19 protein-coding genes are annotated in these 22812 nt (G+C 71.3%); 8 read left to right on the forward strand and 11 right to left on the reverse strand.

All coding sequences use genetic code 11. The features are described from left to right. Positions 1-7: 7 nt before the first annotated feature. From OIE53_RS07170 to OIE53_RS07180, 3 genes are all read right to left on the reverse strand, one after another. Entirely contained in the window at positions 8-751 is a 744-nt protein-coding gene (locus tag OIE53_RS07170; RefSeq protein WP_327025786.1) for a hypothetical protein, read from the reverse strand. 77 nt (positions 752-828) lie between these two features. Beyond that, entirely contained in the window at positions 829-2142 is a 1314-nt protein-coding gene (locus OIE53_RS07175) for an HEXXH motif domain-containing protein (RefSeq protein ID WP_327025787.1), read from the reverse strand. Then, positions 2139-3338: an FxsB family cyclophane-forming radical SAM/SPASM peptide maturase gene (locus tag OIE53_RS07180; RefSeq protein WP_327025788.1), complete on the reverse strand. Its 1200-nt coding sequence runs from the start codon at positions 3336-3338 to the stop codon at positions 2139-2141. The genes OIE53_RS07175 and OIE53_RS07180 overlap by 4 nt, the downstream gene beginning before the upstream one ends. Before the next feature lie 264 nt (positions 3339-3602). Here OIE53_RS07180 and fxsA point away from each other — a divergent pair, with 264 nt between their 5' ends. The 3 genes from fxsA to OIE53_RS07195 are packed head-to-tail and all read left to right on the forward strand — an operon-like array spanning position 3603 to position 8627. Then, positions 3603-3794, forward strand: a complete 192-nt coding sequence (fxsA, locus tag OIE53_RS07185) for an FxSxx-COOH cyclophane-containing RiPP peptide (protein WP_327025789.1) — start codon at positions 3603-3605, stop codon at positions 3792-3794. Continuing rightward, positions 3781-7626: an FxSxx-COOH system tetratricopeptide repeat protein gene (gene fxsT, locus OIE53_RS07190; protein WP_327025790.1), complete on the forward strand. Its 3846-nt coding sequence runs from the start codon at positions 3781-3783 to the stop codon at positions 7624-7626. The genes fxsA and fxsT overlap by 14 nt, the downstream gene beginning before the upstream one ends. A gap of 11 nt (positions 7627-7637) precedes the next feature. Next, complete coding sequence (locus OIE53_RS07195; RefSeq protein ID WP_327025791.1) at positions 7638-8627, forward strand: hypothetical protein; 990 nt, start codon at positions 7638-7640, stop codon at positions 8625-8627. Between the two features lie 22 nt (positions 8628-8649). Here the strand turns inward: OIE53_RS07195 and OIE53_RS07200 are convergent, their stop codons facing one another. Beyond that, complete coding sequence (locus tag OIE53_RS07200) at positions 8650-10827, reverse strand: AAA family ATPase (RefSeq protein ID WP_327025792.1); 2178 nt, start codon at positions 10825-10827, stop codon at positions 8650-8652. A 312-nt stretch (positions 10828-11139) separates the two neighbouring features. Here OIE53_RS07200 and OIE53_RS07205 point away from each other — a divergent pair, with 312 nt between their 5' ends. Then, positions 11140-12927: a RyR domain-containing protein gene (locus tag OIE53_RS07205; protein WP_327025793.1), complete on the forward strand. Its 1788-nt coding sequence runs from the start codon at positions 11140-11142 to the stop codon at positions 12925-12927. Further along, positions 12917-13414, forward strand: coding sequence for a hypothetical protein (locus OIE53_RS07210; protein ID WP_327025794.1), 498 nt, complete (start codon positions 12917-12919; stop codon positions 13412-13414). Before OIE53_RS07205 ends, OIE53_RS07210 begins: the two co-directional genes overlap by 11 nt. Before the next feature lie 11 nt (positions 13415-13425). Here OIE53_RS07210 and OIE53_RS07215 read toward each other — a convergent pair whose 3' ends face one another. The 5 genes from OIE53_RS07215 to OIE53_RS07235 form a co-directional block, all read right to left on the reverse strand. Next, positions 13426-14052, reverse strand: coding sequence for a response regulator transcription factor (locus OIE53_RS07215; protein WP_327025795.1), 627 nt, complete (start codon positions 14050-14052; stop codon positions 13426-13428). Continuing rightward, entirely contained in the window at positions 14049-15239 is a 1191-nt protein-coding gene (locus tag OIE53_RS07220; RefSeq protein ID WP_442791382.1) for a sensor histidine kinase, read from the reverse strand. Before OIE53_RS07220 ends, OIE53_RS07215 begins: the two co-directional genes overlap by 4 nt. 10 nt (positions 15240-15249) lie before the next feature. Continuing rightward, on the reverse strand, positions 15250-15687 hold the full coding sequence (locus tag OIE53_RS07225; protein WP_327025797.1) for an ABA4-like family protein: 438 nt from the start codon (positions 15685-15687) through the stop codon (positions 15250-15252). 46 nt (positions 15688-15733) lie between these two features. Next, positions 15734-16618, reverse strand: coding sequence for a hypothetical protein (locus OIE53_RS07230; RefSeq protein WP_327025798.1), 885 nt, complete (start codon positions 16616-16618; stop codon positions 15734-15736). A gap of 151 nt (positions 16619-16769) precedes the next feature. Further along, positions 16770-17831: an FAD-binding oxidoreductase gene (locus tag OIE53_RS07235; protein WP_327025799.1), complete on the reverse strand. Its 1062-nt coding sequence runs from the start codon at positions 17829-17831 to the stop codon at positions 16770-16772. A gap of 302 nt (positions 17832-18133) precedes the next feature. Here OIE53_RS07235 and OIE53_RS07240 point away from each other — a divergent pair, with 302 nt between their 5' ends. Continuing rightward, positions 18134-19618: a helix-turn-helix domain-containing protein gene (locus OIE53_RS07240; RefSeq protein WP_327025800.1), complete on the forward strand. Its 1485-nt coding sequence runs from the start codon at positions 18134-18136 to the stop codon at positions 19616-19618. Then, positions 19615-20154, forward strand: coding sequence for a GNAT family N-acetyltransferase (locus OIE53_RS07245; protein WP_327025801.1), 540 nt, complete (start codon positions 19615-19617; stop codon positions 20152-20154). Before OIE53_RS07240 ends, OIE53_RS07245 begins: the two co-directional genes overlap by 4 nt. A gap of 9 nt (positions 20155-20163) precedes the next feature. Here the strand turns inward: OIE53_RS07245 and OIE53_RS07250 are convergent, their stop codons facing one another. Next, positions 20164-20331, reverse strand: coding sequence for a hypothetical protein (locus OIE53_RS07250; RefSeq protein WP_327025802.1), 168 nt, complete (start codon positions 20329-20331; stop codon positions 20164-20166). A 231-nt stretch (positions 20332-20562) separates the two neighbouring features. On the opposite strand from OIE53_RS07250, the gene OIE53_RS07255 reads away from it, so the two are divergent. Continuing rightward, entirely contained in the window at positions 20563-21693 is a 1131-nt protein-coding gene (locus OIE53_RS07255; protein WP_327025803.1) for a protein-L-isoaspartate O-methyltransferase family protein, read from the forward strand. A gap of 210 nt (positions 21694-21903) precedes the next feature. Here the strand turns inward: OIE53_RS07255 and OIE53_RS07260 are convergent, their stop codons facing one another. Next, entirely contained in the window at positions 21904-22800 is an 897-nt protein-coding gene (locus OIE53_RS07260; protein WP_327025804.1) for a hypothetical protein, read from the reverse strand. Positions 22801-22812 lie beyond the last annotated feature (12 nt).

Here is a 22812-nt window from a genome sequence, read left to right on the forward strand (position 1 = left end):
GGGGTACTCAGTCGGGGCGGTGACTGTTGGTGTGGCCCACCCGCAGGATGAGGTTTTCCACCCAGCGTTCGAACCGGCTGCTGCCGCCGCCCAGCAGCTCGCTCAACTCGTCCGCGGTCACCGCGCCCCGGGTGGCCAGGGAGTCGACCAGGGTGCGCAGCCGACGGTTGTCGTCGTCGGCCGACCCCTCGGTGAAACCGCCCGTGCCCAGGTGACGTTGCACATCCTGGAGGATGTCCATCATCTGCGGCAGGGTCTCGATGATCTGCGACAGACCGGCCTCCCGAGGGCTGGTCGAGCCGCGTAGCTCCTGAAGGGTGAGGGCGACCGACATCGGGGTGACGATGTCGGCGCCCTCCCCGAAGGCGTCGATGGCCCGACCCAGCTGATCCTTGGCGTGGTGCACGCTGTCCAGGTCGGTGTGGTCGACCAGGATCACCCGCATGCCCTGCACGTCGAAGGGCAGTTGCTGACCCTTCGCCAGCAACTGCACGAAGGGCTTGCGCAGGGCGTGCCGCACCGCCAGTTCGTAGAAGACATTGGGATTCTGGTCGGTGAGGTCGGCGATGACCAGGTCGTTCTGAATGATCCGGTCCAGCACCTGCGAGGTGATCATGCCGGCGCGTTCGATCTCGTCGCCCCGCACGGCCACGTAGCCCCGCTCCTCGACCACCGGTCGGATGACGTGCTTGAGAATCTGGTCGCTGCGTTTGCGGATCTCCGAGCCCTCCGGGCCGATCGGTGCGATCACGAAACACTCACGGCGCATTGATCGATCGTTGTCCTCCCCCATGGACCCAGCGTAGTGGAGTTCAGCGATACGAGTTGTCAACCGGTCGGCGTGCGAGACCGGTCCCACCGGGCGCGATGTTCGGCGAGTAGCCGACCGGCCTGCTCGGCGGCCAGGGCGCTGACCGGTTCCCGGACCCAACCGGAGAGGACTGCGGCCATGCCGTCGACCAGGTGCCGACCCACCGGGGTCAGTCGCCGCTGCGCGGCCAGCACCCGCACGGTGTCCTCGGCCGCCCGGCTCCACCGGGCGAACTCCACCTCCGCGCGATACCGGGCCGCCCCGGTGGCCGTCGCCCGCACCTGCCGACGCCAGAACCCCGCCACCCCCAGATGGGCGTACGCCCCGTGCAGCAACCCGTCCAGGGGCCGGGGGTCGGTCCGCCACGGCGCGTAGAACAGCTCCGGTGGGCCCGGTTCCAGCAGGGCGAACATGTCGGTGAGGGCGGCCAGCTTGGCGTGCTGGATCTCGTGGGCCAGCACGACGGCGGCGGATCGGCCGTCCGGCGGCAGGGACATGGCCACCGACCCGAAGGCGTGGTGGAAGGTGCCGCTGCGGCTGCCGTACCGGGGTGCCTCGACCGGCACCAACGCCCGTAACGCTCCGGCGATCTCCTCGGCGACCGGCCGGTGGTGCTCGACCAGCAGCCGCCAGGCCTCCTCCAGTCGGGACCGCCAGGCCGGGGTCAACTTCCCGCCGATGCGGTGGCCGGTGCCGATACCCGGCACATGCCGCCAACTGCGGGTGTCCAGCAGCAGGGACAACCGCAGCCCGTGGTGGGCCAACACCAGTCGGGGCACCGGCTGCCACCGGGGGTCGGTGGAGCCGACGCCGATGGCGATCCGCTCACCCGCGCCGTGCGCCCAGGCGTGTCCACGGACGACCCGGACCCGGGCGCGGGTGGTGGCGGCCGGCAGCTCCGCCGTGCCCAGACCGGGCAGATCCAACCGGCCGGCCGCCCCGGCCGCCAGGGGCACCTCGAGGTCGGCGGCCACCCCGGCGCGGACGGCCGCGGTGGCCGCCACCGCCGCCAGCAGCCCGGGGTAGGTCCGGGTCGGATCCTCCCCACCCAGCAGGGCCGCCGTGCCGAAGGCCCAGGCGGCGGCCGGCGGATGGGCCAGCGTCGCGGCCCGTAGCTCGGGCCGCAGCCCGGCCAACAACCGGTACGCCGCCTCGACCGCCGCCCGGTCGGGGTGTCCCCGCTGGCGCAGCAGCAGGACGATCGCGCGGACCAGCAGCATCGACTTGCTGTGTTGGGCGGCCCGTAACAGGGCCACCCCCTCCGCGCCGCCGCGCCCGGCGGCCAACTCGTCGAGGACTGCCCGGGGCAGCCGATGCTCGGTCGGGATCACCGGGCCGCCCCGGACAACCGGGCCAGGTCGCGGCGTACCGTGCGCCCGATATGGCTGATCAGGGCGTACAGGTCGGGGCAGTAGACGGACGGATTGTCGAAGCCGGTGTCGGCCGCCCAGCGGTGGGTACGCAGCCCGCCCCCGCACACCCGACCCAGGTCGCAGGCCCGACAGGTGGCGCTCAGGGCCGCCAGCCCGGCCTGCTGTTGCCGGACCGCCGGCAGGTCCAGCAGGGCGTCGAAGGGGTCCCGCAGCACATGCAGTCCGGTGTGGGCGGCGCCGTCGTACGCGGCGGCCAGGGTGTCGTCCATCTCGATCGCCCCGTCGGTCTGCACCACGGCCACCGTCACCGCGCTGGTGCCCACCCCGGTCAGTCGGGAGGTGCCGCCGAGCAGCACCTGGATGATCTCGTCGAAGAGGCGGATCCGTACCGGTGGTCCGGGTTGGTGGTACCACTGCGCGAAGACCGCGATCAGCCAGTCCGCGTACGGGGTGGATCCGGGCTGGGGCACCCGCGCGGGCGGGGGAGTGTGCCAGGTGCCGTGCGGCAGCAGGAAGTCCACCGTCGGGGGCCGGTGGGTCAGCAGGCTGCGGTACGTGTCGACCGGGTCGTTGCGCAGGTCGATCGTGCACAGCAGACCGTTGAACAGGTGCGGGTGGCCCGTGGTCAGCCGGTGTATCGCCGTGGCGACCCGATCGTGGCTGCCGCGCCCGTCCGGTCCGCGTCGATGCCGGTCGTGGGCGTCCCGGTCACCGTCGAGGCTCAGGCTGATCCGGACGTCGAGCCGGTCGAGCAGCCGCAGGTAGCTCTCGGTCAGCCGGAGGCCGTTGGTCTGCACGGTGATCCGCACCGGTACCGGGGCCATCGCCTGTCGGATGGCCGACACGGCGTGCTCGATCCGGGCCGGTCCGACCAACAGGGGTTCCCCGCCGTGCAGGACGACGGAGACCCGGTCCAGTCGATGTGCGCGGGCATGGTCGCCGATGCGCCGGGCGGTGGCCTCGAGCACCCGGGGCGACATCGTCCGGGGCAGGTCCCGCCAGCGCTGGTCGGCCATCGTGTAGACGTAGCAGTGGTCGCAGGCCAGGTCGCAGCGACTGTGCAGCTTGAGCACGAACTGGCGCAGGGCGATCGGCGGGGCGCGGCGGACGGCTGAATCAGCGGCCGGCCGATGGTCCTCATCGGATCCGGGCATCAGGGCTCCACGAACTGGCGACGGCTGGCGGGCCGCCGTCGGGCCCACCAGCATACATCGACAACCGACATTGAAAGGGTGGCTGTCACATCGAAGGACGCCGAGGTGCAACGCCCTCGACCGGTCCGTTTCCTACAGTCCGGACGGTAAGTCGGGCCCCCGTGAGGTCGACGCCGTACCGTTATCATGGGCGTACGCAGCGGATCTGGCCAACGATCTATGTCCGGCTTCGAGGCGACCCGATATGCGATACGCAGACAGGCGGTGATCGGGTTGGACACCGGGGAAGACGTGTTGCGCTCCGATCTGATCGATCTGACCGAAGTGGACCTGGCCACCCTGGAAGGCGTACCCAGTCAGGTCCTGCTGGCCGCGCTGCACCGCCTGCAACGCCGCAGTGCCGCCGCCGGTGACCAGTACGCAGGCTGGAACAGTGCGATCGATGGCGACGACTGACCAGCCGGGCGGCCCGGCCGCCGTGGGCGGGGGAGAACCGGCGGCCCACTGCACCATCGTGTCCTTCGTGTCGCCGACCAGCGGCAACTCCGGGCGCAGCAGCGCGGTGGCCAACATCGCCTGGATCCTGGCCTCCAACGGCAAGCGGGTGCTGGCGGTCGACTGGTGCACCAAGACCCCCCGGGTCTACGACTACCTGCGCTCCTTCCGGGTCGACGCCGTCGCCAGCGCCGGGGTGTACGGCGCGGAGCTGGCCACCCTGACCAGCCCGCATCCGGACGCCCCCGGGCACCGCCCCTCCGCGCTGAGCGGGCCGCCCGCCCCGGAGCAGGGGATGCTCTACCGGTACGCGATCCCCGGCACCAGCTTCGGGTTCGCCCTGGTCGGGGTGAGCATGGAGGTCGACGGCCTGCCCAAGGTCGACCCGGTCCGGGCCCGGTTGCTGCTGCGCCAGGCCGGCTACGACTACGTCCTGATCGACACCCCGGTGGATCTCACCATGCCGGGGGTCAGCTACGCCGCGATGCTCAGCGACGTCGCCGTGGTCTGCATTCCGCCCCGCCGTCCCGCCCTCCAGCAGGCCGCCGACCTGGCCGACCAGCTGCAGCGGCAGGCCACCGGTGGCATCCGGATCCTCGCCGCACCCACCCTGCGGGATGTCAGCCAACCCTGGTACGGCGAGGCCCGCGACTCGGCCCGCAAGGCCTTCGCGAAGCTGCTGGACGAGTCCACCGGGGCACCGAACTCCGCCATCGAGATCGTGGAGGTGCCGGAACCGACCTACGACACCTACGACGACGTGCTGGCCGTGCTGGCCGACACCCCGGGCGAGCAGAGCAGCCTGTTGTCGGCGTACGAGCAGATGGCCTCCTGGATCAGCGGCGGCGCGGTGACCCGGGTGGCCGAGGTGCCCGAGCGGATCCGCCGCCGCTACCGGCGGGGGGTGCTGCTGGAACGCGCGGAGAGCGCGGACGAGATCCATGTGCTGTACGAGCCGGCGGAGCGGCCGTACGCCGACTGGATCGCCGGGCAGTTGCGGCGGGCCAACGTCCAGGTCCACCCGCACGCCCTGCGGGGTGGCGCCGCACCGGCGTACGAGTCGGACGCCACCGTGCTGGCCCTGCTCTCCCCGGGGGTGGTCAAGGCCCTGGGGGCCGGTCTGACGGCCGGCACGGACATCGAGGTGTTCGGGGTGCTGACCGACGGTCAGCCACCGAGCCACCTGGATGCCAGCCGGATCATCGACCTGCGCGAGGTGGACGCCGCCCGGGCCCAACCTCTGCTGCTGAGCCAGTTGGGCCTGATCGCGCCCACCCAGCCCACCGGCGACCTGCGCTCGGTCCCGCGCTACCCGGCCGAGACGGATCGGCGGCTGCGTTCCAACCTGCCGGCCCGCAACGACTCCTTCGTCGGCCGCAGCGACTACCTGGAACGACTGCGCGACCAGCTCACCGACGCCGGTGGGCCGGTGACCCTGACCGGCGGGGCCGGGGTCGGCAAGAGTGAGATCGCCCGCGAGTTCGCCCACCGCTTCGCCTACGACTACGACGTGGTCTGGTGGATACCGGCCCAGGACCGGGAGACCGTGCAGACGGCCCTGGGAGAGCTGGCCCAGGAGATCAACGTGGTGGACAGCGTCGGGGCGGCGGAGGCGGCCGTGGCCGCCCTGTCGGCACCCAGGGGCAGCATCGCCCGCTGGCTGCTGATCTACGACAACGCCGACGACGCCGAGGTGCTGTCCGGGCTGCTGCCCCGCCCCGGTGCCGGTCACATCCTGTTCACCTCCCGCGACGACGGATCGTCGAACCTGCCCTCCCCGCTGGAGGTGGCCGCCTTCAGCGGCGACGAGAGCGTCACCATGCTGCGGCGGATGCTCGGCATCAGCGCCGCGGACGCCCGGACCATCGCCGCCGCGGTCGACCACCTGCCCCTGGCGCTGCGGCTGGCCACGGCCTGGATCCGGGAGCGCACCCGCACCCTGGAACTGGAGGGGGTGCCCAACCTGGTGGCGGTCAGCCGGTCGGTGGAGGAACTGCTGTCCGGGGTCAGCCGCCCGGGTGTGGAGGAGCCGACCGAACGGATCCCGGGCTCGCGTACCTCCACGGTGGCCCGGGTGCTGGACAACACCCTGGCCACCCTGCGGGACACCGAGTTCGGGGCGCTGGCGATCCGGGTGGCCGAGATCGCCGCGTACCTCTCCCCGGAGGGGATCGGTCTGCCGCTGCTGCGTTCGACCTCGATGCTGGTGCAGTTGGCCGCGGCGGCCGAGGCCGACCCGGAGGAGATGCTGCTGGCCGCCGGGGAGATCGACCTGGTGCTGGCGGTGGGGGCCCGCTTCGCCCTGTTCGACATCGACTGGGGACGGGGTGCCGCCCTGCGGATGCACCGGGCCATCCAGGTGCTGATCCGCGAGTCGATACCCGAGCCTGAGCGAGGTGAACGACACCGCCAGGTCCTGCACGGCCTGGCCGGGTACGCGCCGACCGACCCGGAGGCCGACGACCGCCGCTACCTGCCGATCTTCGAGGAGCTGCAACGTCACCTGGTGCCCTCCGGGGCGTTGACCGCCGACGACCCCCGGGTGCGGCACTGGGTGGTCAAGCAGGTCCGCTACCTGTTCTACTTCGGCGACAGCGACGCCTGGCAGTCCGCGGTGCGCCTGGCCCAGCAGGCCTGTGACCGGTGGGCGGCCGGCGGCGACTTCGACCAGCTGACCATGCGCCTGTTCGTGCAGACCGCGAACCTGCACCGGGTGCTGGGCCGGCCCCAGGAGGCGCTGCGCCTGGACGAGCAGGTGCTCAGCGAGCAGCGTCGCCGCTACGGGCTGCGGCACTTCCGGACCCTCATCGCCGGCCGGGGCCGGGGCGGTGACCTGCGAGGGCTGGGCCGGTTCGAGGACGCCCTGGTGGAGGATCAGGCCACCCTCAACGGCTACTTCGAGGTGCTCGGGGGAGACCATCCGAACACCCGGATGGCGATCAACAACCTGGCCATCTCCTTCCATCTGACCGGCGACGCCCGGGAGGCCCTGCGCCTGGCGCACCAACTGTTCGACCGGTGGATGACCCTGTTCGGCCCGGAGGAGCCGGCGACCTGGCGGGCCTCCTGCCTGGTCGGCACCCTGGAGCGGGAGGTCGGCGAGTACGAGCTGTCGCTGACCACCCTGCGCGGCACCCTGGAGCGGGTGCACGAGCTGCGGACCGCCTCCCAACTAGACGAACTCCAGGTCAACCGCAGTCTCGCGGTCACCGAGCGCCGCCTGGGGCTGACCCTGGCCGCCAAGAAGCGCAGCATCGAGACCTTCCGCGGCTACCGGGACCGCTTCGGGGAGGACCACCCCCTGACCCGGTCCAGCCTGCTCAGCATGGCCATCGACTACTACCGGGCCGGGGACCCCGGGGTCGCGGTCGAGCACGCCATGCGCTGCCTGCGTGGCTACGAGCGGACCCTGGAGACCGGGCACCCCTTCACCGCGGTCTGCTCGGTGGACCTGGGCATCTGCCACCGGGGCACCGGCGAGTACGACCACGCGATCCGCGACGGGGAGCGGGGGATGCGTACCCTGCGGGCCCGGCTCGGCGACGCCCACCCCTGGACCCTGACCGCCGCGACGGCCCAGGCCGGTCACCTGGCCGCCCACGGTGACCTGGCCGACGCCGTACGACTTCAGCAGGAGACCCACCTGACCAGTCTGCGGTTCCTGGGCCGCGGACACCCCTGCACCGGCGACGCCGCCGCCAACCTGGCCGCCATCATCGCCCGCCGCGACGGGGTCGACGACCTCGGGGTGACCGCGCTGACCGACACCGACATCGACGTGCCGAGAAGCTGAGGAGTGACCAGGTGACCGACCCGCAGCTGATCGGTGCCGTGGTGGAGGAGTCCGCCGAGCAGGACGTCCCGGGTTTCCGCAAGAAGCGCAACCTGTGTCGCCAGTTGCTCCTGGACAATCCGTCGGTCTACCACCTCGCGCACTACACCGGGGGAGTGCTCGACTTCTCGCTCGACCTGCTGGCCCACGACTCGGCGCCGCCCGGTCGAGGGCACACCGACCTGACCCAGCGCCGGGAGGCGTACCGCCGGGTGGGCGCCCAGCTGGTCTACCGGGCCGCCGAACTCAGCCGACGGGTCTGGCACCTGCAATGTGGCGGGCTGGTGCGGTTGGCCGCACAGACCCGGGTGGACTACGTCTTCTGCAACACCACGACCGGCGGAGAGCACGTGGTGGGCTTCGCCAGCACCGCACCGGCCACCGACCCGGTGGTCGACCCGGCCGCGGCCAGCCAGGCCGACCAGGGGGCCGCCAGGCTCGCCACCGACCTGCGGGGGCTGGTACGACAGCCGTCACAGAATCCGGGCGGCTGGCAGACCGAGACATATGTCCCATCCTCCTCGGACGGCGACAACCGGCCCTACCTGACCGAGGTGGGTGACAGCGAGGCCGTCCTGGTGCAGGCCCTGCGCCCCTCCGGGCTGCACTATCTCAGTCATCACCGGCTGGGGGAGCAGGTCGGCGCGGTCGACATCCTGGGGCACCCGGATCTGGAACAGTTCTTCAACCGGGGTGCCACCGTGGCCGACCGGCGTACCGGCTACAAGCGCCTGGCTCGGGACCTGTCCCTGCTGGCGCTACAGGTCAGCCGGGACCTCCGCCGGGCGATCACCGGGGAGGTGGAGCGGTTGGTGCTGGATCTGGAGATCGGTGCGGTCTACTACTACCTGCTGGCCCCGGACGAGTACCTCTTCGGGGTGTGCCTGGACCAGGACTGGGTCAGCCACGCCGACCAGGCCATGTGGCGGGTGGGCACCCAACTGGCCCGGGACCGGGCCTAGGATCCCGCTCCCGGGCGCGGCCTCAGCCCTGGATGACCTGTCGGCGTACCTGGCCGCTGAGCCCGTCGAACATCGACCGGGCCTCCGACCAGTTCAGCGACCGGTCCGTCGACTCGGCCGGGGCCCCTCCCTCCGGCAGGGCCAGGTCGTCGAGCAGGTCCAGTTGGAACAGCGGCAGGTACTCGGCGATCCCGTCGTAGGTCTCGCAGAGCCGGTCCAGCCGTTGCAGGTCGGCCGGGTGGGGCGCGTGCCGGTGGTTCACGTACCACTGCTCGACCCCGTCGCGGAACGCCTCGATCAGCCGGCGCAGCACCAGGGCCGTGCCCAGGGCCCGCTGGACGTCCCGCGACCGCAGGCCCGCGCGCAGCAGCGGCGCCGCCTCGCCGGACCGGCGAGCCTCCGGCCGGGAGGGGGTGAAGGCGTCCCGTAGGTGACGTTCGAAGCCGACTAGCTGGTCCAGCGCCTGCACGGCCTCGACGAAGACCCGAGTCACCCGGCCCGGTAGGGCACTGGTCAGCCCGTTCTCGCCCGGGGGATTGGTGGCGGCCGGCTCGCGTCGCACCGGCCCTCGGGCGTCCGGGCGCAGGTCCCCCCGGATCTCGTCCAGTTGGTACGACAGCCGTTCCAGTGACCGCTGGGCGTTGGTCTGCTGCCGCTGGATGCGTTCCACCCGCTGCCGTACGGAGGTCAGGGCGTCCGCCCCGAGGGTCTGCTCCAGCCGCCGCATGGAGGCCTTGACGCTGCCGGACAGATCCTCCGCGAAGGTCTGCGGATCGTGAACGATCGGCTCCGCACTGAAGGTCTCCGTCAGGTCCGCGGAGAACTCCGCCGGCAGATGCCCGACGACGACCAGGATCACCTCGCTGTCCGGCACGGCCGAGCGGATGGCCACCACCCGACGGTTGAGCTCGTCGACCTCCTCGACCTTGAGCACCGACTCGGTCAGCAGGACGCAGCATCCGGCGCCCTGCTCGTCCAGGGGCACCCAGAAGTCCACCGGAAGGTCCCGCAGCGAACCGATCAGGTGGTCCCGCTGGTACGACCAGCCCTCCTGGGTGAGCACCCGCCGCACGTCGGCGGCGACATCCTGGCGGCTGGCCAGGTCGAACTGGACCCGTACCGCCTCCCGCACCATGCGATGGGTGACCGGGGTGCCCTCCTGCATGGCCCGCTGATACAGGTGATAGCACAACCGGATCAGTCGGCGGGGCACCCCGTCGGTCAGGTTGGTCAGGTATTCCGTGGTCTCCACCGTGAACGGGGACAGTCTCGCCTGACCGAAGGCCCGCAGTTGGCTCTGCCGGATGAAGTCCCGGACGTCCTGCGCGGTGAGCGCGGACATCCGCACGATCGGCCCGATCCGTTGGCGCACCTGCGGGGAGAGCAGGTGTAGCAGCTCCGGCAGCCCGGCGATCACCAGCAGGGCACCGGCCGAGGCGAAGACCCCGAGCATCCGGGCGAACCGGGCCATGGTCTCGTCCCCGGGCCGCCCCGCGGTGGACAGGATCTTGTCCAACTCGTCCAGCACCAGCACGAACCGTTCGTGGCGGCGGGCGTGCAGCAGGGCCAGCACCCCGATCGTCTCCACCGCGCCGGACTCCACATCCGACCGGGCGGTGACCCCGGCAGCGGTCAAGGCCGGCCCCGGGGGGTAACCCATCAGCCAGTCCCAGGCGGTGGCCTCCGTGGCCGGGTCGGCCAGCATCGCCAGCACCATGCCGACGGAGGGGTCGGTGGTGACCTCGGCCAACTCGGCACGCAACCGCTCGGCCAGCAGTCGGGTATCCGACCCGGCCGGCCGCTGCGCCGCCGTCTCGGTCACCTCCGCCCGGTAGCCCTGCACCAGGGCGCGTACCGCCTCCCGGGACAGTCGGCCCAGGAACCGGCGGCTAAGCGACAGGAAGGTGTCCGCGGGTGCGTCCAGGTAGACGGCCTGACCTGCCCCGACGCTGCCGCGCCGGGCGTGGGCCAGCAGTTCGGCCGCCAGATGGGTCTTGCCGGTGCCGTAGTCACCCACCACGGCGACCGTGCCGCCGTTGCCGGTGCGCAGGTAGTTGTCCAGGTGGGCGAGGGCGTCCCGGATGGCCACCGTGACCACGGTGGTGGCGGCGAGCGCACCGCCGTCGGTGACTCGGGCCACCGCTGTCGGGGAGAACGGATTGACCGGGTCGACCGCCGGCGGATCTTCGATTGCGTCCATTGCCCTGATCCTCCGGTAGCTCTGGTCTGGGCACCAGGCAGTCTCACGGCGGAGGGTGAAATCCCCGTACCCCGCCACCGGACCGTCTTCAAATCGTAGCCCTCGGTAGCCATCCCAGCGGACCTCCAATCGAGCTCAGATTCGGCCTCACCTGCAAAAAGTGCTGCTCGGCGGGTATGCCGAAAGCTCTGGTGATCGACTTCGTCCCATACCATTGGCCCATGGGCCAGTCCGGTGGCCGGGATGCCGACCGTGGCGGCCCGACCCGGCCGGGGCCCGCCCCGACGGCCCTCCGGAGGAGGACACCGTTCGATGACCGACCCGGCCTCCGGCTTCGTCCGGCCGTCCGCCTGGTGGCTGCGGGTGGTGTTCGGCGTCATCGGAGCGGTCGCCCTGACGCTGGGCTGGATCGGCTTCGAGCGGCTGGGCAGGTGTCGTCCGGAAGCCATCCACGACTCCTACGACGTGCTCTACTACGCGCTGCAACTGTTCGTCCTCAGCGCCGAGCCCTTCGAGAACCCCGGCCCGTACCCGTGGCAGTTGCAGGTGGCCCGCTTCGTGGCCCCGCTGTTCACCCTGCTGGCCGTCGCCGAGGCGGCCCGCCTGCTGCTGGCCGCCGAGATCCGTCGGTGGCGGGCCCGGCGGGCCACCGGGCATGTGCTGGTCTGCGGGGACTCCCAGTTCGCCCAGATGCTCGCCGACCGTCTCTTCGCCGACGGGGAGCGGGTGGTCGTGGTGCGTTCCGAGCCCTTCGGGCCTCTGGAGTACCGCCAGCCCCGCTACCTGGGGGTCATCGGCGACCCCAGCAGCCCCGAGGTGCTGCGGGGGGCCGGTCTGCCCCGGGCCCACACCATCTACGCCTGCACCCATGACGACGACCTGAACCATGCGATCGCCAACGCCGCCAGCCGCCTGATCCAGGACCGGCGCAATCCTCCCAGGGTCTACGTCCAGGTCCACGATCCGGAGGTGTGCCTGTCGTTGCAGGCCCGGCGGCTGGGGGCCGCCGGTTCCAGCCGGCTGCGGCTGGACTACTTCCACGTCGACGACATCGCCGCCCGCGCGCTGCACCGACACCATCCCCTGCAACCCGCCCGGGGCCGGGCCACGACCGTACTGATCGTCGGTAACGGCAGCTTCCGCCGTGCCCTGCTGGTCGAGACCGCCCGGCACTGGCGGGCCCAGGACGCCGGGACCCGACTGCGGGTGGACCTGGTGGCCCCGGACGCCGGGGCCGAACTGGCCCTCGTGGCGGCCCGCTACCCCTTCCTGCGTACCGTTTGTGAGGTGTCCACCTACGATCTGGACATCGCCGAACTCACCGGGTTGGCGCAGTTCACCACGGGCGGATACGACCGCATCTACCTCTGCCTGCCCGGCGAGAACAACGGACTGCAGTTCGCCCTGGACACTCCCGCCTTGTGGCAGGGCACCCGAGGCAGTGTCTTCGTGCCGGTCTACCGGCAGGCCGCTCTGGCGGCCGCCTTCCACGGCGACTCCCGACACGACCTGCTCGACGAGGTGCACGGCAAGCTGTGTCTCTACCCGGTGCTGACCCACGCCTGCGAGGCCGGGCTGATCGCCGAGGATCTCACCGAACGGTTGGCCCGGCAGATCCACGAGCGGTACCTGCACGCCCGACAACAGGCCGGGATGAGCTTCGGGGAGGCACCCGCAATGGTCGACTGGTCCGGGCTGCCCGAATCCCTGCGCCGGGCCAACCGCAGTCACGTCCAGGACATCGCCGCCAAGCTGCTGAACCTGGGCTGCGTGGTCGCCCCCCGGCACGGAAACACCGGTGACGCCTCGGCCGCCGGGCAGGCCATCGCCGACGGCATCGAACAGTTGGCCCGGCTGGAACATGAACGATGGTGCCAGGAACGGCGGGCGGAAGGCTGGACGTACGGTGAGCCGCGTGACGAACTCCGACAGCGGCATCCCGAACTACGCCCCTGGGACGAGCTGAGCCCGGCCGTGCAGGAGCAGAACCGTGAGGAGATCCGGGCGCTGCCGGATGTGCTGTCCGACAGCGGCTTCGAGTTGATCCGGCTGACCAGCCCGGTGCCCGCCCCACGGCCGGGAGCGGTCGATGGGCCGTGAACCCGGCCCGCTGCGGGTCGGCATCACCGGCCACATCCACCTGACCCGCGGCAGTGTGGGGCCGATCGCCGCGGCCCTGCGGGCCGAACTGGGCCGGCTCAGCGACCACCCGGTGCGGGGTGTCACCTGCCTGGCCGACGGCACCGACCAGATCTTCGCCCGGGTGGTGCTGGCCACCGGCGGCACCTACGAGGTGATCCTGCCCGCCCTGGACTACCGCGACACGATCACCGCCGCCCACCGGGCCGACTTCGACGACCTGCTGGGCCGGGCCAGCGTCATCATCCACACCGGGCACCGCCACTCCGGCACGGCCGCCTACCTGGCCGCCAACGAGGAACTGCTGAGCCGGGTGCAGTGGCTGATCGCGGTCTGGGACGGGTCGGCCGGCCGCCACGCGGCCTCGACGGACCGGACCATCGACATGGCCCGGCAGCGGGGCATCCCCACCACGGTGCTCTGGCCCGAGCAGGCCCACCGCAGCTAGATCTCGGCCCCTCAGACCCCGTGGGCGAACAACGCCAGGCGTACCCGGTTGGGGCTGCCGGTCTTCGTCATCAGGCTGGTGATGTGGGTCTTGACGGTGGTGACACCGATGTGCAGCCGCTGGGCGATCTCCGTGTTGGACAGGCCCTCGGCGACCAGCCCCAGCACCTCCTGCTCCCGCGCGGTCAGCCCGTCCAGACGTTGGGGGGTGCCCGGGCGGGCGTGCACCGCCCGCTGCACCAGCCGCCGCAGCACCTGCGGGCTGAACGGGCTGTCCCCGGATGCCGCCCGTCGGATGCCGTTGAGCAGCTCGGTGGGGGGTGCGTCCTTGAGCAGGAACCCGCAGGCCCCGGCGGTCAGGGCCGGATACAGGTGGTCGTCGTCGCCGAAGGTGGTCAGCACCAGCACCCGGGTGGCCGGCCGCTCGGCGAGGATGCGACCGGTGGCGGTGATCCCGTCCACCCCCGGCATCCGCAGATCCATCACCACCACCTCGGGCCGCAGCCGGGCGGCCAGGGACACCGCCTCCCGACCGTTGTCGGCCTCCCCGACCACCTCGAGGTCGGGGGTGGACTCACACAGCATCCGCAGACCGGCGCGGATCAGATGCTGATCGTCGACCAGCAGCACCCGGATCATGACACCCCTCCCGTGGCGGCGGGCAGCACGGTGCGTACCTGCCAGCCCCTGCCCGGCTGCTCGACCGGCCCGGCCGCCAACCGGCCGCCGAGCACCGCCACCCGTTCCCGCATCCCCGCTATGCCGTGGCCACCGCCGTCCGGCAGCCCGGCCGGCACCCGGCCCGGCCCGTCGTCGACCACCTCCCAGTGCACGGCCCCCTCGACCATCCGCACGGTCAGCCGGGCCACCGCGGCGGCACCGGCGTGCTTGGCCACATTGGTCAGCGCCTCCTGGGTCAGCCGCAGCACCGCCAGACCCCGTACCGCGTCGATTGCACCGATCGCCGGGTCGATGTCGGCCTCCACGGTGATCCCGGCCTGGCGGGCCCGGTCCACGGCCGCCCCCAGGGCGGCCGGCAGCGCCGACGGCTCGATCGCGGTCAGCGCCGCGTCCCCGCGTACCGCCTCGGGGTCGCGCAGCACCGCGACCAGCCGGCGCAAATCCGCCAGGGCCGCGGTGCCGGTGCCGTGCACGTCGTCGAAGACCGCGCCCACCCGGGGATCCAGGTCGGTGAGGACATGCCGGGCCACCCCGACCCGCAGCACCATCGAGGCCACATGATGGGCCACCACGTCGTGCAGTTCCCGGGCGATGGCGCTGCGTTCGTCCGCGCGGGCGGCCCGCTGCTCCGATTCCCGGCGGCGCTGTTCCTCCGCCGCCCGCTGCTGGGCCTGGGTGGCCAACTCGCGGGTCGTCCGGACCACCAGGCCGAGCAGCAGCGGAACCCCGACCTCCAGCAGCAACCCGACCACTCCGGCGAAGAACCGGGGCAGGGGCCTGCCGATCGAGTCGGTCAGGGCCACTGCCGCCAGCCCGGCCGCGGCCAGCCAGATCGTCCGGGTGGATCCGGCGCGCATGGTCAGTTCGAGCAACGCCCAACTGGACCCCACCTGGTTGATCGTGATGTCGTCGAGCAACTGGATCGCCACGGCCAGCAAAGCGGTCTGCGCCACCAGGTTGACCACCGGCCGGTGGTGCAACAGCAGGCCGAGGGAGAAGGCGATCACCGCCAGGGTCCACTGGGTGGCCACCGGCCGACTGCCACCGAGCGGGTTGAAGATCAGGTAACCGAGGCCCGCGAGGTCGAGCAGGAGCATCCGCGCGAAGCTGTCCCGCGCGTCGAACAGGCGCCCCACCCACCCCACGGAGATCACCCTAGCCCTCCGGATCGGTACGCCCGGGGGTCCACCTGCCCCGCAGAGCCAGGTACGCGCCCAGGCCGAGGGGCCCGAGCAGGATGGTCAACAGCAGCACCGGCGCCATCACCAACGACGGCACCTGCCGCTTGCGACTGTCCAGCCAGGCCCACCGGCCGACGAACAGATCGAACACGATCATGTGCGCCCAGCCCGCCGCCGCACCGTCCGGTTCACCCAGCAGGCCACGTACCCCCTGAAGGGTCGGGGAGGCCACCGCCGGCAGCACCTCGCCGAGGGCGGGCAGCACCAGCAGCGCGTAGATCACCACACCGGGGAGCACGATCCACGGCGAGGCGATGATCCGGGCGGTCACCGACCACTTCGGTGCCAGGATCATCAGCGCCCAGAAGGGAGCGGCCACCGCGAAGGTCAACGTGAACAGCACCTCGGTCATCTCTGCGCCCCTTCTCCCGGCCCCGCCCACCTGATGCTGCGCGCCCTCATGCCGCCAACGCCACCTCGGGTTTGCGGCCCCGGACCACCACCAGCGCGGCGGCGGTGACCGTACCGACCAGCAGGGCCGCCGCGACCCCCAGGGTCAGCAGGTCCGGCCGCAGCAGCGGCTGCCCCCGCAACGCCTGCCAGGTCAACAGCAGGGTCAGCCCGGCGTACGCGCCACCCGCGACGAGCAGCAGCCGAGCCCGGGTACCCCCGTCGAGACGGCCACCGCCGAACCGGCCCAGCAGGATCGCCAGGATCGGCAGCACCTGCATCGCGTGCAGCCCCACGAAATGGCCGATCCGCAGATCCCCTCCGGTGCTGCTCCACCCCACCAGCGGCAATCCGGGGCCACCGTCGGCCACCCCCACGCTGTGCGCCCCGGCGATCCCCTCGACGGTCGACGTCTCACCGGCCATCACCATCGGGGTCGCCACCACCATGCCGAGCAGCGCCAGCCCCATCCCCAACCCGATCGCATACCGGCCGGCCCGGTCGGCGACCGGCTGCCGCAGCACCACCACCGCGAGGACCAGGTGCGCCACGGCCAGCACCATGATCGCCACACCCATCAGCATCCACAGCAGGGCGTTCAACGGGGTGCTCACGTTGTAGTGGCTGGTCGTGCCCCGCAACACCTGGCCGACGATGATGGCCATCTCCACCACCCCCAGCGCCACGATGAGGGTGGCCGTCCACTCCGCCACCCGGCTGCGTCGGCGCAGCAGGGAGAGCAGCCAGGCCAGGGTCACCCCGTACAACACGAAGGACACCGCGAACTTCAACGGCTTGAGCCAGATCGGCACACCGGTCAACACCCGATCGTCGACCACGACGCCGACGGCGGAGACGACGGCGAGGCCCGCCATCGCCCAGACGAAAACCATCAGTGGACGGTGCCAGGACGTCCCCTGGCGCGGATAGGTAGCAGTCATACCCCCGATGCTGTTCGGCGGGCTGCCGCCGCGCGCCCGACCGCAGGCCCCGACCGCGACCACAGGTCTGGCCGCCACCTCCTACCCAGGTAGGAGAGGTCGGTCAGCGCCACGGAATCTGGTCGGGCAGGCGGATGCGGTCGGCGGGCACCCCGGCGGCCAGCAGCCGCAGCCGGGAACCGGCGAGCATCGCGGGCGGCCCACAGACGTACACCTGCTGGTCGGGGCGGAGATGGTCCAGCGCGACCGTGAGGGCGTCACCCTGCTCGCCGGGCTCGGCGCGCGGGTCGTGGGAGAGGGCGGGCACGATCCGCAGCCAGGGGCGGGCCTGGGCCAGCCTGTCCAGGGCGATCGCGTCGTACAGGTCGGCGAAGGTCCGGGCCCCGACGACCAGGGTGACCTCCGGTTGAGCTGCTGCGGCGGCGATCTGCTCGACCAGGGCACGCAGCGGCGCCAGCCCGGTGCCACCGGCCACCAGCAGCAGCGGAGTCGGGGACCCCGGCAGGGACAGGCCGGTGGGGGTGGGTGGGCCGAGCCGCAGCAGGTCGCCGGGGCGTACCTGATGGGCCAGCCGATGTGAGACGTCGCCGCCGGGCACGGCACGGACATGCAGCTCCACGGTGCCGTCGGCGCGTGGGGCATTGGCCGGGCAGTACCAGCGCCACCGCCCCGGATGCTGCGGCACGTTCACCGGCACCGCGTCGCCGGGCCGAAACGGCAGCCGCCGCCAGGGGCGTACGGTCAGGATGGTGATGGTGTCCCCGGCCCGGTCCCGGCCGAGGACCTCGACCGGCCAGGACGCCGGCCCGCCACCCACCCGGGCGGCGGCGCGCTCGACCAGACGCCAGGCCCGCCGCCAGGTCGCGGCCTCCGGTGGCATCGTGGGTACGGCGACAGTCAGCGCCGCCCCGACCAGAGCCGCATGGTCGGGGCGCAGCCGGTGCTCCCGGTACACCCGGCCGAGGACCGTCAGCAGGGCCAACCGCCCCGGCCCGTCGTCACCGCCACCCACCAGCCGCAACAGCCCGGCGACGATCAGCGGCGCATCCCCCTCCGGCAGCAGCCCCGGGCAGCCCTCCTGCACGGTGTCCCAGAACCGGGCGGCAGCGCGACCGAAGACCGCCTCGGCGATGCCGCCGGATGTCACGGCAGGGTGGTCGCGCATGTGAGCCTCCGGTGCGATGGACATTCTGAGACGGCACCGAGGCGGGCGGGAGCGGTGACAGATCGTACGGGGGAAGGCCGATCCGCCACCGGAGCCGGCACCCGCCCCGGGCCGTGTCTCCACCCTGGACCCGGCTGGCCTGCCCCGATATGCCGGAATGATCGTCAGCGGAATTCGCGCACCGTATGCAGCCGGTGGCAGAATGTGGCCGGGTCGATATGCGTGGCGTGCATACCGGCCTCGTCGGAAACGGCTTGAATGGACGGGCTCGACCCAGTCGCCCACGAACGGCGAGGTTGCCGGTGACACCTGCCAACTGCCCCCGCTGCGGGGGACGCCTGGCGCGCGATAACCACAGCGGACGCTGCGCCCCCTGCCAGGCCGCCAACCGCGACCGGCTCACCGCACCCCCGGCCGTGCCACCACCCTTCTGGGACCACCAGCCGGTACGCGCCGCACTGGCCCGACGCCACCTCGGGCAGCTCATCCGGGCCTACCGCCACCACCCGTACCACGGTCGGCTTCCGCTCACCCAGTCCGTGGTGGCCGGGTGGCTCGGCATCACCCAGGCCCAACTCAGCCGCATCGAGAACGGCCCCCCACCCATCCACCTGGACCGCCTCACCCACTGGGCCACCCTGCTGCGCATTCCCGAAAAACTGCTCTGGTTCCGGCTGCTCCGCAAAGGTGCGGACCCGGCTCCGGTGGGCTGGGCCTCTTCCGCACCGCATTCACCCGACGAGAAGCCGGGTACTTTGGACGCATCACCCTATGGGGAGGTGGTCACCACGAACCGCCGACAGTTCACCACTCTGGCCGCTCTGGTCGGTCTGGGCTCCAGCGACCAACTGGACCTGCTCACGCGATCCGTCGACGCCACACCCGCCATCGGCATGGACCATGTGCGGCTGGCCCGCAGCGTGGTGGATGATTTCCGACGGGCGGACGCCGTCATCGGCGCGAACGGTCTTCGGGAGGTGGCGATTCACGTCCACGCCCGCCTGTCGGAGTTGGCGGCGAAGGCACGCTACAGCCGTGATGTGGGTGAAGCCCTCCAGAGTGCCCTGGCTGACCTCGCCATCGAAACCGCCTGGCTGGCGATCGACTCCGAGCACCGGGCCACCGCCCGGCCATACCTCAACGAGGCGATCACCCGCGCACGGATCGCCGACGACCCGCACGTCGAGGTACGTGCTCTCACCCAACTCTCGCTGCTGCTGCGGCCGGTGCAGCCGATCGAGTCGTTGCACTGCGCCGAGGCCGCCCTGCGCAACTCCGCCGGTTGGGCCACCCCACGCCTGCGGACGCTGCTGCATCTGCGCCGGGCGCACACGCTCGCCGAACTCGGTGACGCCAGCGCTCACGAACGCGCCATGGCCAAGGCCCGGCACGAGTTGGAGCGCGGCCCGCACGAGGACGACGAAGGCTTCGTGCACTTCGTCAACGAGCAGGAGGTGCAGGGCATCCGTGGCCTGTCGTACCTAGACCTCGACAAACCCGACCGCGCGGCCGAGGCGTTCCGGTCGGTCGCCGAGCATCCCTCGCCACAACATCGGCGCAACCAGGTCTATTACGCCGTCCACCTGACCGAGGCGACCCGCCGGCAGGGAGACATCAACGAAGCTGCGCGAATGGCCCTCGATGTGCTGCCCGCCGTGCGGCGGCTGAACTCCCAGCGAGTCACGAAGCATCTGGGCCAGATCAGGTCCGACCTCGGTCGACTGCGGCAACCAACAGCGCCGGTCCGAGAATTCACCCAGGCATATGACGAGCGGATCGCCCCATGATCGACAAGCTTGTCCTGGAGACCATCAACGCCGCGGAATCCGAGGAGCGCACCGACGATCTCGTCGCCCTCTACGTGGAGATCTACACGGACGCCGGGGAGTTCTACGGTGAGGACCGGTACCGACGCCAACTCACGCTGCACCGCCAGCGACCCGGGTGGCAGATGGTGACGGCAACGGTCGACGGCGAACTGGTCGGCTACATCTACGGATTCCCACTGGCGCCGGACACCAAATGGTGGAACGGCATCGAGGAACCGTATCCGGCGGGCTTCACCGAAGAGGACGGGCGGCGGACCTTCGCCCTCAGCGAGCTGCTGGTCCGCCCCGCCTGGCAGCGCCAGGGGATCGCACGGGCGCTACATGACGAACTCGTCGGTGCCCGCCCTGAGTCCCGAATGACCCTGCTCGCCCGGCCCGACAATGCCCCCGCCCAGGCGGCCTACCGGTCCTGGGGCTGGCAATGGGTCACCTGCCTACGCCCCGCCTGGGGAAACGCCCCCCTCTTCGAGGTCCTCATCCGAGAGCACCGATAACCCGATGTCCTACGTCGTCTCACCCTGTTCGGGCAGGTTCGCCAGCAGCTCACCAATGGCCTGGGCGTATTCGGCAAGTCCGATCTTTTGGGCGGCGGCCAGGCTCATTTCCAGCACCGAATGGGCCTTATCGGTGATGCCCGCCCCTGCCAGCAGTCGCCCGAGGATGGGGCCCACCGGTCGACTTCCCGCCGTGGCAGACGGTGTGCTGGTACTTCATCCGCTGGAGGAAGACGACTTCACCGAGCGGATCCTCGTCGCGCTGCGCCGAAGGGTCCGACCTGCACGATGTGCCACAACTACGCTTCGGCCAACAACACTGCATGAACACCCGTGAGCGCCTCCCGGTCCGCCCTCAGCGGCACCATCGCCCAGCCTCGATGACAGATCCATCTCACAAACCAGTTCGTGATCGGTGGCGTCTCGGGGCGGATCGTCACCGCCGCCGCACCCAGCGGCGAGCTCGCTGACGGTAAGCCACCGCCCGTGATGGAAGGGAGTCCTGTGGCCGTCGCCGATTCACTGCTCGGAGGTGTGCCTGAGCGCTACTACGTCCACAACGAGAACCGCGGTGAAACCCTGCATCGGTCCGCGCCGGAGGCCATCCAGCGGGACGTGATCGCCCTTGAGGTCAGCGAAGGTGACCACGTGCTGGAAATCGGCACCGGCACGGGATACTCCGGCGCGCTCCTCGCCGCCCGAGCCGGCACGTCCGGGCGCGTGACCAGCGTCGACATCAGCGACCACCTCGTCACATGGGCGAACCGGCTGCACCACCAACGCGGCGTCACCACGATCACCTGCCACGTTGCCGACGGCATGATCGGCTACCGGCCAAACGCTCCCTACCAGCGAATCGCGGCCTGGTGCACGCCCCCACGGCTGCCCAGAACATGGGTCGACCAACTCGCCCCAGACGGACGCATCGTGGCCTGCCTTCCCATCGCCGCGCAACCATCCACCACCCTGGTCGCGACCATCACCCTCACCAAGGGACAACCGCGAGTCGAAACGGTGACCTTCGGCGGCTACGCCCAGAGCACCGCTACTGCCGTGGAAGACGCCCTGACCATCCCCGCCCGCTGGGTGGACTACCGCGTTGACCATCCCGAACTGGCCTGGATGTCCATCGGCTGGCGCGACGATGACGACCCGCAGCACACCGGTGCCCGCACAGCGCTCAACCTGCTGCTCGACCCCGACCACACAGAGACCTACCACCGCGCGCCCTTGGACTGGCTGTCATGGACGGCCTACTCGGTCATCGTCGGCGGGCCACAACGCAGTCTCACCGCCCTGGGCGACGGCAGGCGCGGCATCGGACACACCACCGCAACCTCCGCCGCCGTGATCCTGACCGATGGCACCATCCTCGCCGACAGCGCAGACTCCCCGTCCCTGGCAGCGCTACGGACCTGGCTACAACGATGGGAACAAGCGGGACGGCCAAGCGCCACCTGGTTCGACGCAAGCCTTCTACCCAACGACGAGAGTGATCCTCCAGGCTGGGATTTGCGGATCACGGCCCCGCGCCGGTAAGTGACCCCCGCTCGCCACAGCCACGTGGTCGAATCCGCGCACGCTGACGAATCCCCGGCTTCCGGTTCGCCCCCTTGTCGACAAGCCGACAGGCTTCGAGCCTCGGCGAGCGCGTCGCCGCTTCGCCGAAACGGCGGGGTACGCGGCGGTCGGAAGCCGCCACTTCGGCGTAACGGAGTCGATCACCACCCCACCCGACGGCAGCGCGGCTCAAGAGGACCCGACAGGATTCAGCCGGCGCGGCACGCACTGGTTGTCCAGGTCGGTTCCGGTGAGTTGGGGGAACTGGTTGGCGCACCAGCGGGCGACGGCCTCCTTCGAACTGCCCGGTGGGAGGGCGAGGGTGATCCAGAGCGGCTCGCCGCCGTACAGTTGCTGCCGCCCGTAGTCCGTGCTCAGCAGCAGAATCACCCGGGTCTCGCCGTCGAACCTGTTCCGTAGCTCAAGATGCTCGGCCAGGATGTCCTGCGCGTAGAAGGTGTGTGAGCCGTTGGCCGCGATCTGGTTGCGGTCGACGATGCCCACCGTCTTGGAGGCCAGTTGGGCGACGTACTGGCCCGCCAGGGAGACCGTCGGCAGGTCCTGCTGGCGGAACTGGTCCAACTGGGCCAGGGCCAGGTCCTCCGGATCGTCGAAGGTCGGCTCAGCGGGTTCGGTCGTCGGGACGAACGACGGTTCCGGCAGCCCCGCATCCTCGGGGGGAGGGTAGTGCGGCCCCCCAGCGGGGAAGTCGGGATAGGAGGTGCCGGTCGAGGTGTCGTCGTCGGTCGACCCGACCGCGACGACGAGCGCCACGACCATCACCAGCAGGGTGACACCGGCCGCCGCGACCGCCTTGCCCATCGAGATTCCGCTCGACTGCGGGACCACCTGGCCGGAACTGACCCACTCACCCCGCACCGGCGGCTGAGGGGTAGCGATCCGTCCCGGCCCGGTCGCCTGCGACGCAGCCGGGCCGCCGACCGGGCGGCTCGACTGCGGCCTGCCGGCGGGTGACTCCTGCGGCCTGCCGGCGGAGGACTCCGGTGGCAGCTCATCGGCCAGGTCCCCGACCAGGGCACGAACGTTCCAGATGATCCCGCCGTCGGGCTGTTGATCATTGCTCATCTGATTCTCCTG

It is taken from the genome of Micromonospora sp. NBC_01739 (genome assembly GCF_035920385.1).
Classification (GTDB): domain Bacteria; phylum Actinomycetota; class Actinomycetes; order Mycobacteriales; family Micromonosporaceae; genus Micromonospora.

Coding starts and splice junctions, on each gene's coding strand:
- OIE53_RS07210 (WP_327025794.1), top strand. CDS start 12,917: ATGGGCCGTGAACCCGGCCCGCTGCGGGTCGGCATCACCGGCCACATC.
- OIE53_RS07205 (WP_327025793.1), top strand. CDS start 11,140: ATGACCGACCCGGCCTCCGGCTTCGTCCGGCCGTCCGCCTGGTGGCTG.
- OIE53_RS07235 (WP_327025799.1), bottom strand. CDS start 17,831: ATGCGCGACCACCCTGCCGTGACATCCGGCGGCATCGCCGAGGCGGTC.
- OIE53_RS07225 (WP_327025797.1), bottom strand. CDS start 15,687: ATGACCGAGGTGCTGTTCACGTTGACCTTCGCGGTGGCCGCTCCCTTC.
- OIE53_RS07260 (WP_327025804.1), bottom strand. CDS start 22,800: ATGAGCAATGATCAACAGCCCGACGGCGGGATCATCTGGAACGTTCGT.
- fxsT (WP_327025790.1), top strand. CDS start 3,781: ATGGCGACGACTGACCAGCCGGGCGGCCCGGCCGCCGTGGGCGGGGGA.
- OIE53_RS07230 (WP_327025798.1), bottom strand. CDS start 16,618: ATGGTTTTCGTCTGGGCGATGGCGGGCCTCGCCGTCGTCTCCGCCGTC.
- OIE53_RS07245 (WP_327025801.1), top strand. CDS start 19,615: ATGATCGACAAGCTTGTCCTGGAGACCATCAACGCCGCGGAATCCGAG.
- OIE53_RS07215 (WP_327025795.1), bottom strand. CDS start 14,052: ATGATCCGGGTGCTGCTGGTCGACGATCAGCATCTGATCCGCGCCGGT.
- OIE53_RS07200 (WP_327025792.1), bottom strand. CDS start 10,827: ATGGACGCAATCGAAGATCCGCCGGCGGTCGACCCGGTCAATCCGTTC.
- OIE53_RS07180 (WP_327025788.1), bottom strand. CDS start 3,338: ATGCCCGGATCCGATGAGGACCATCGGCCGGCCGCTGATTCAGCCGTC.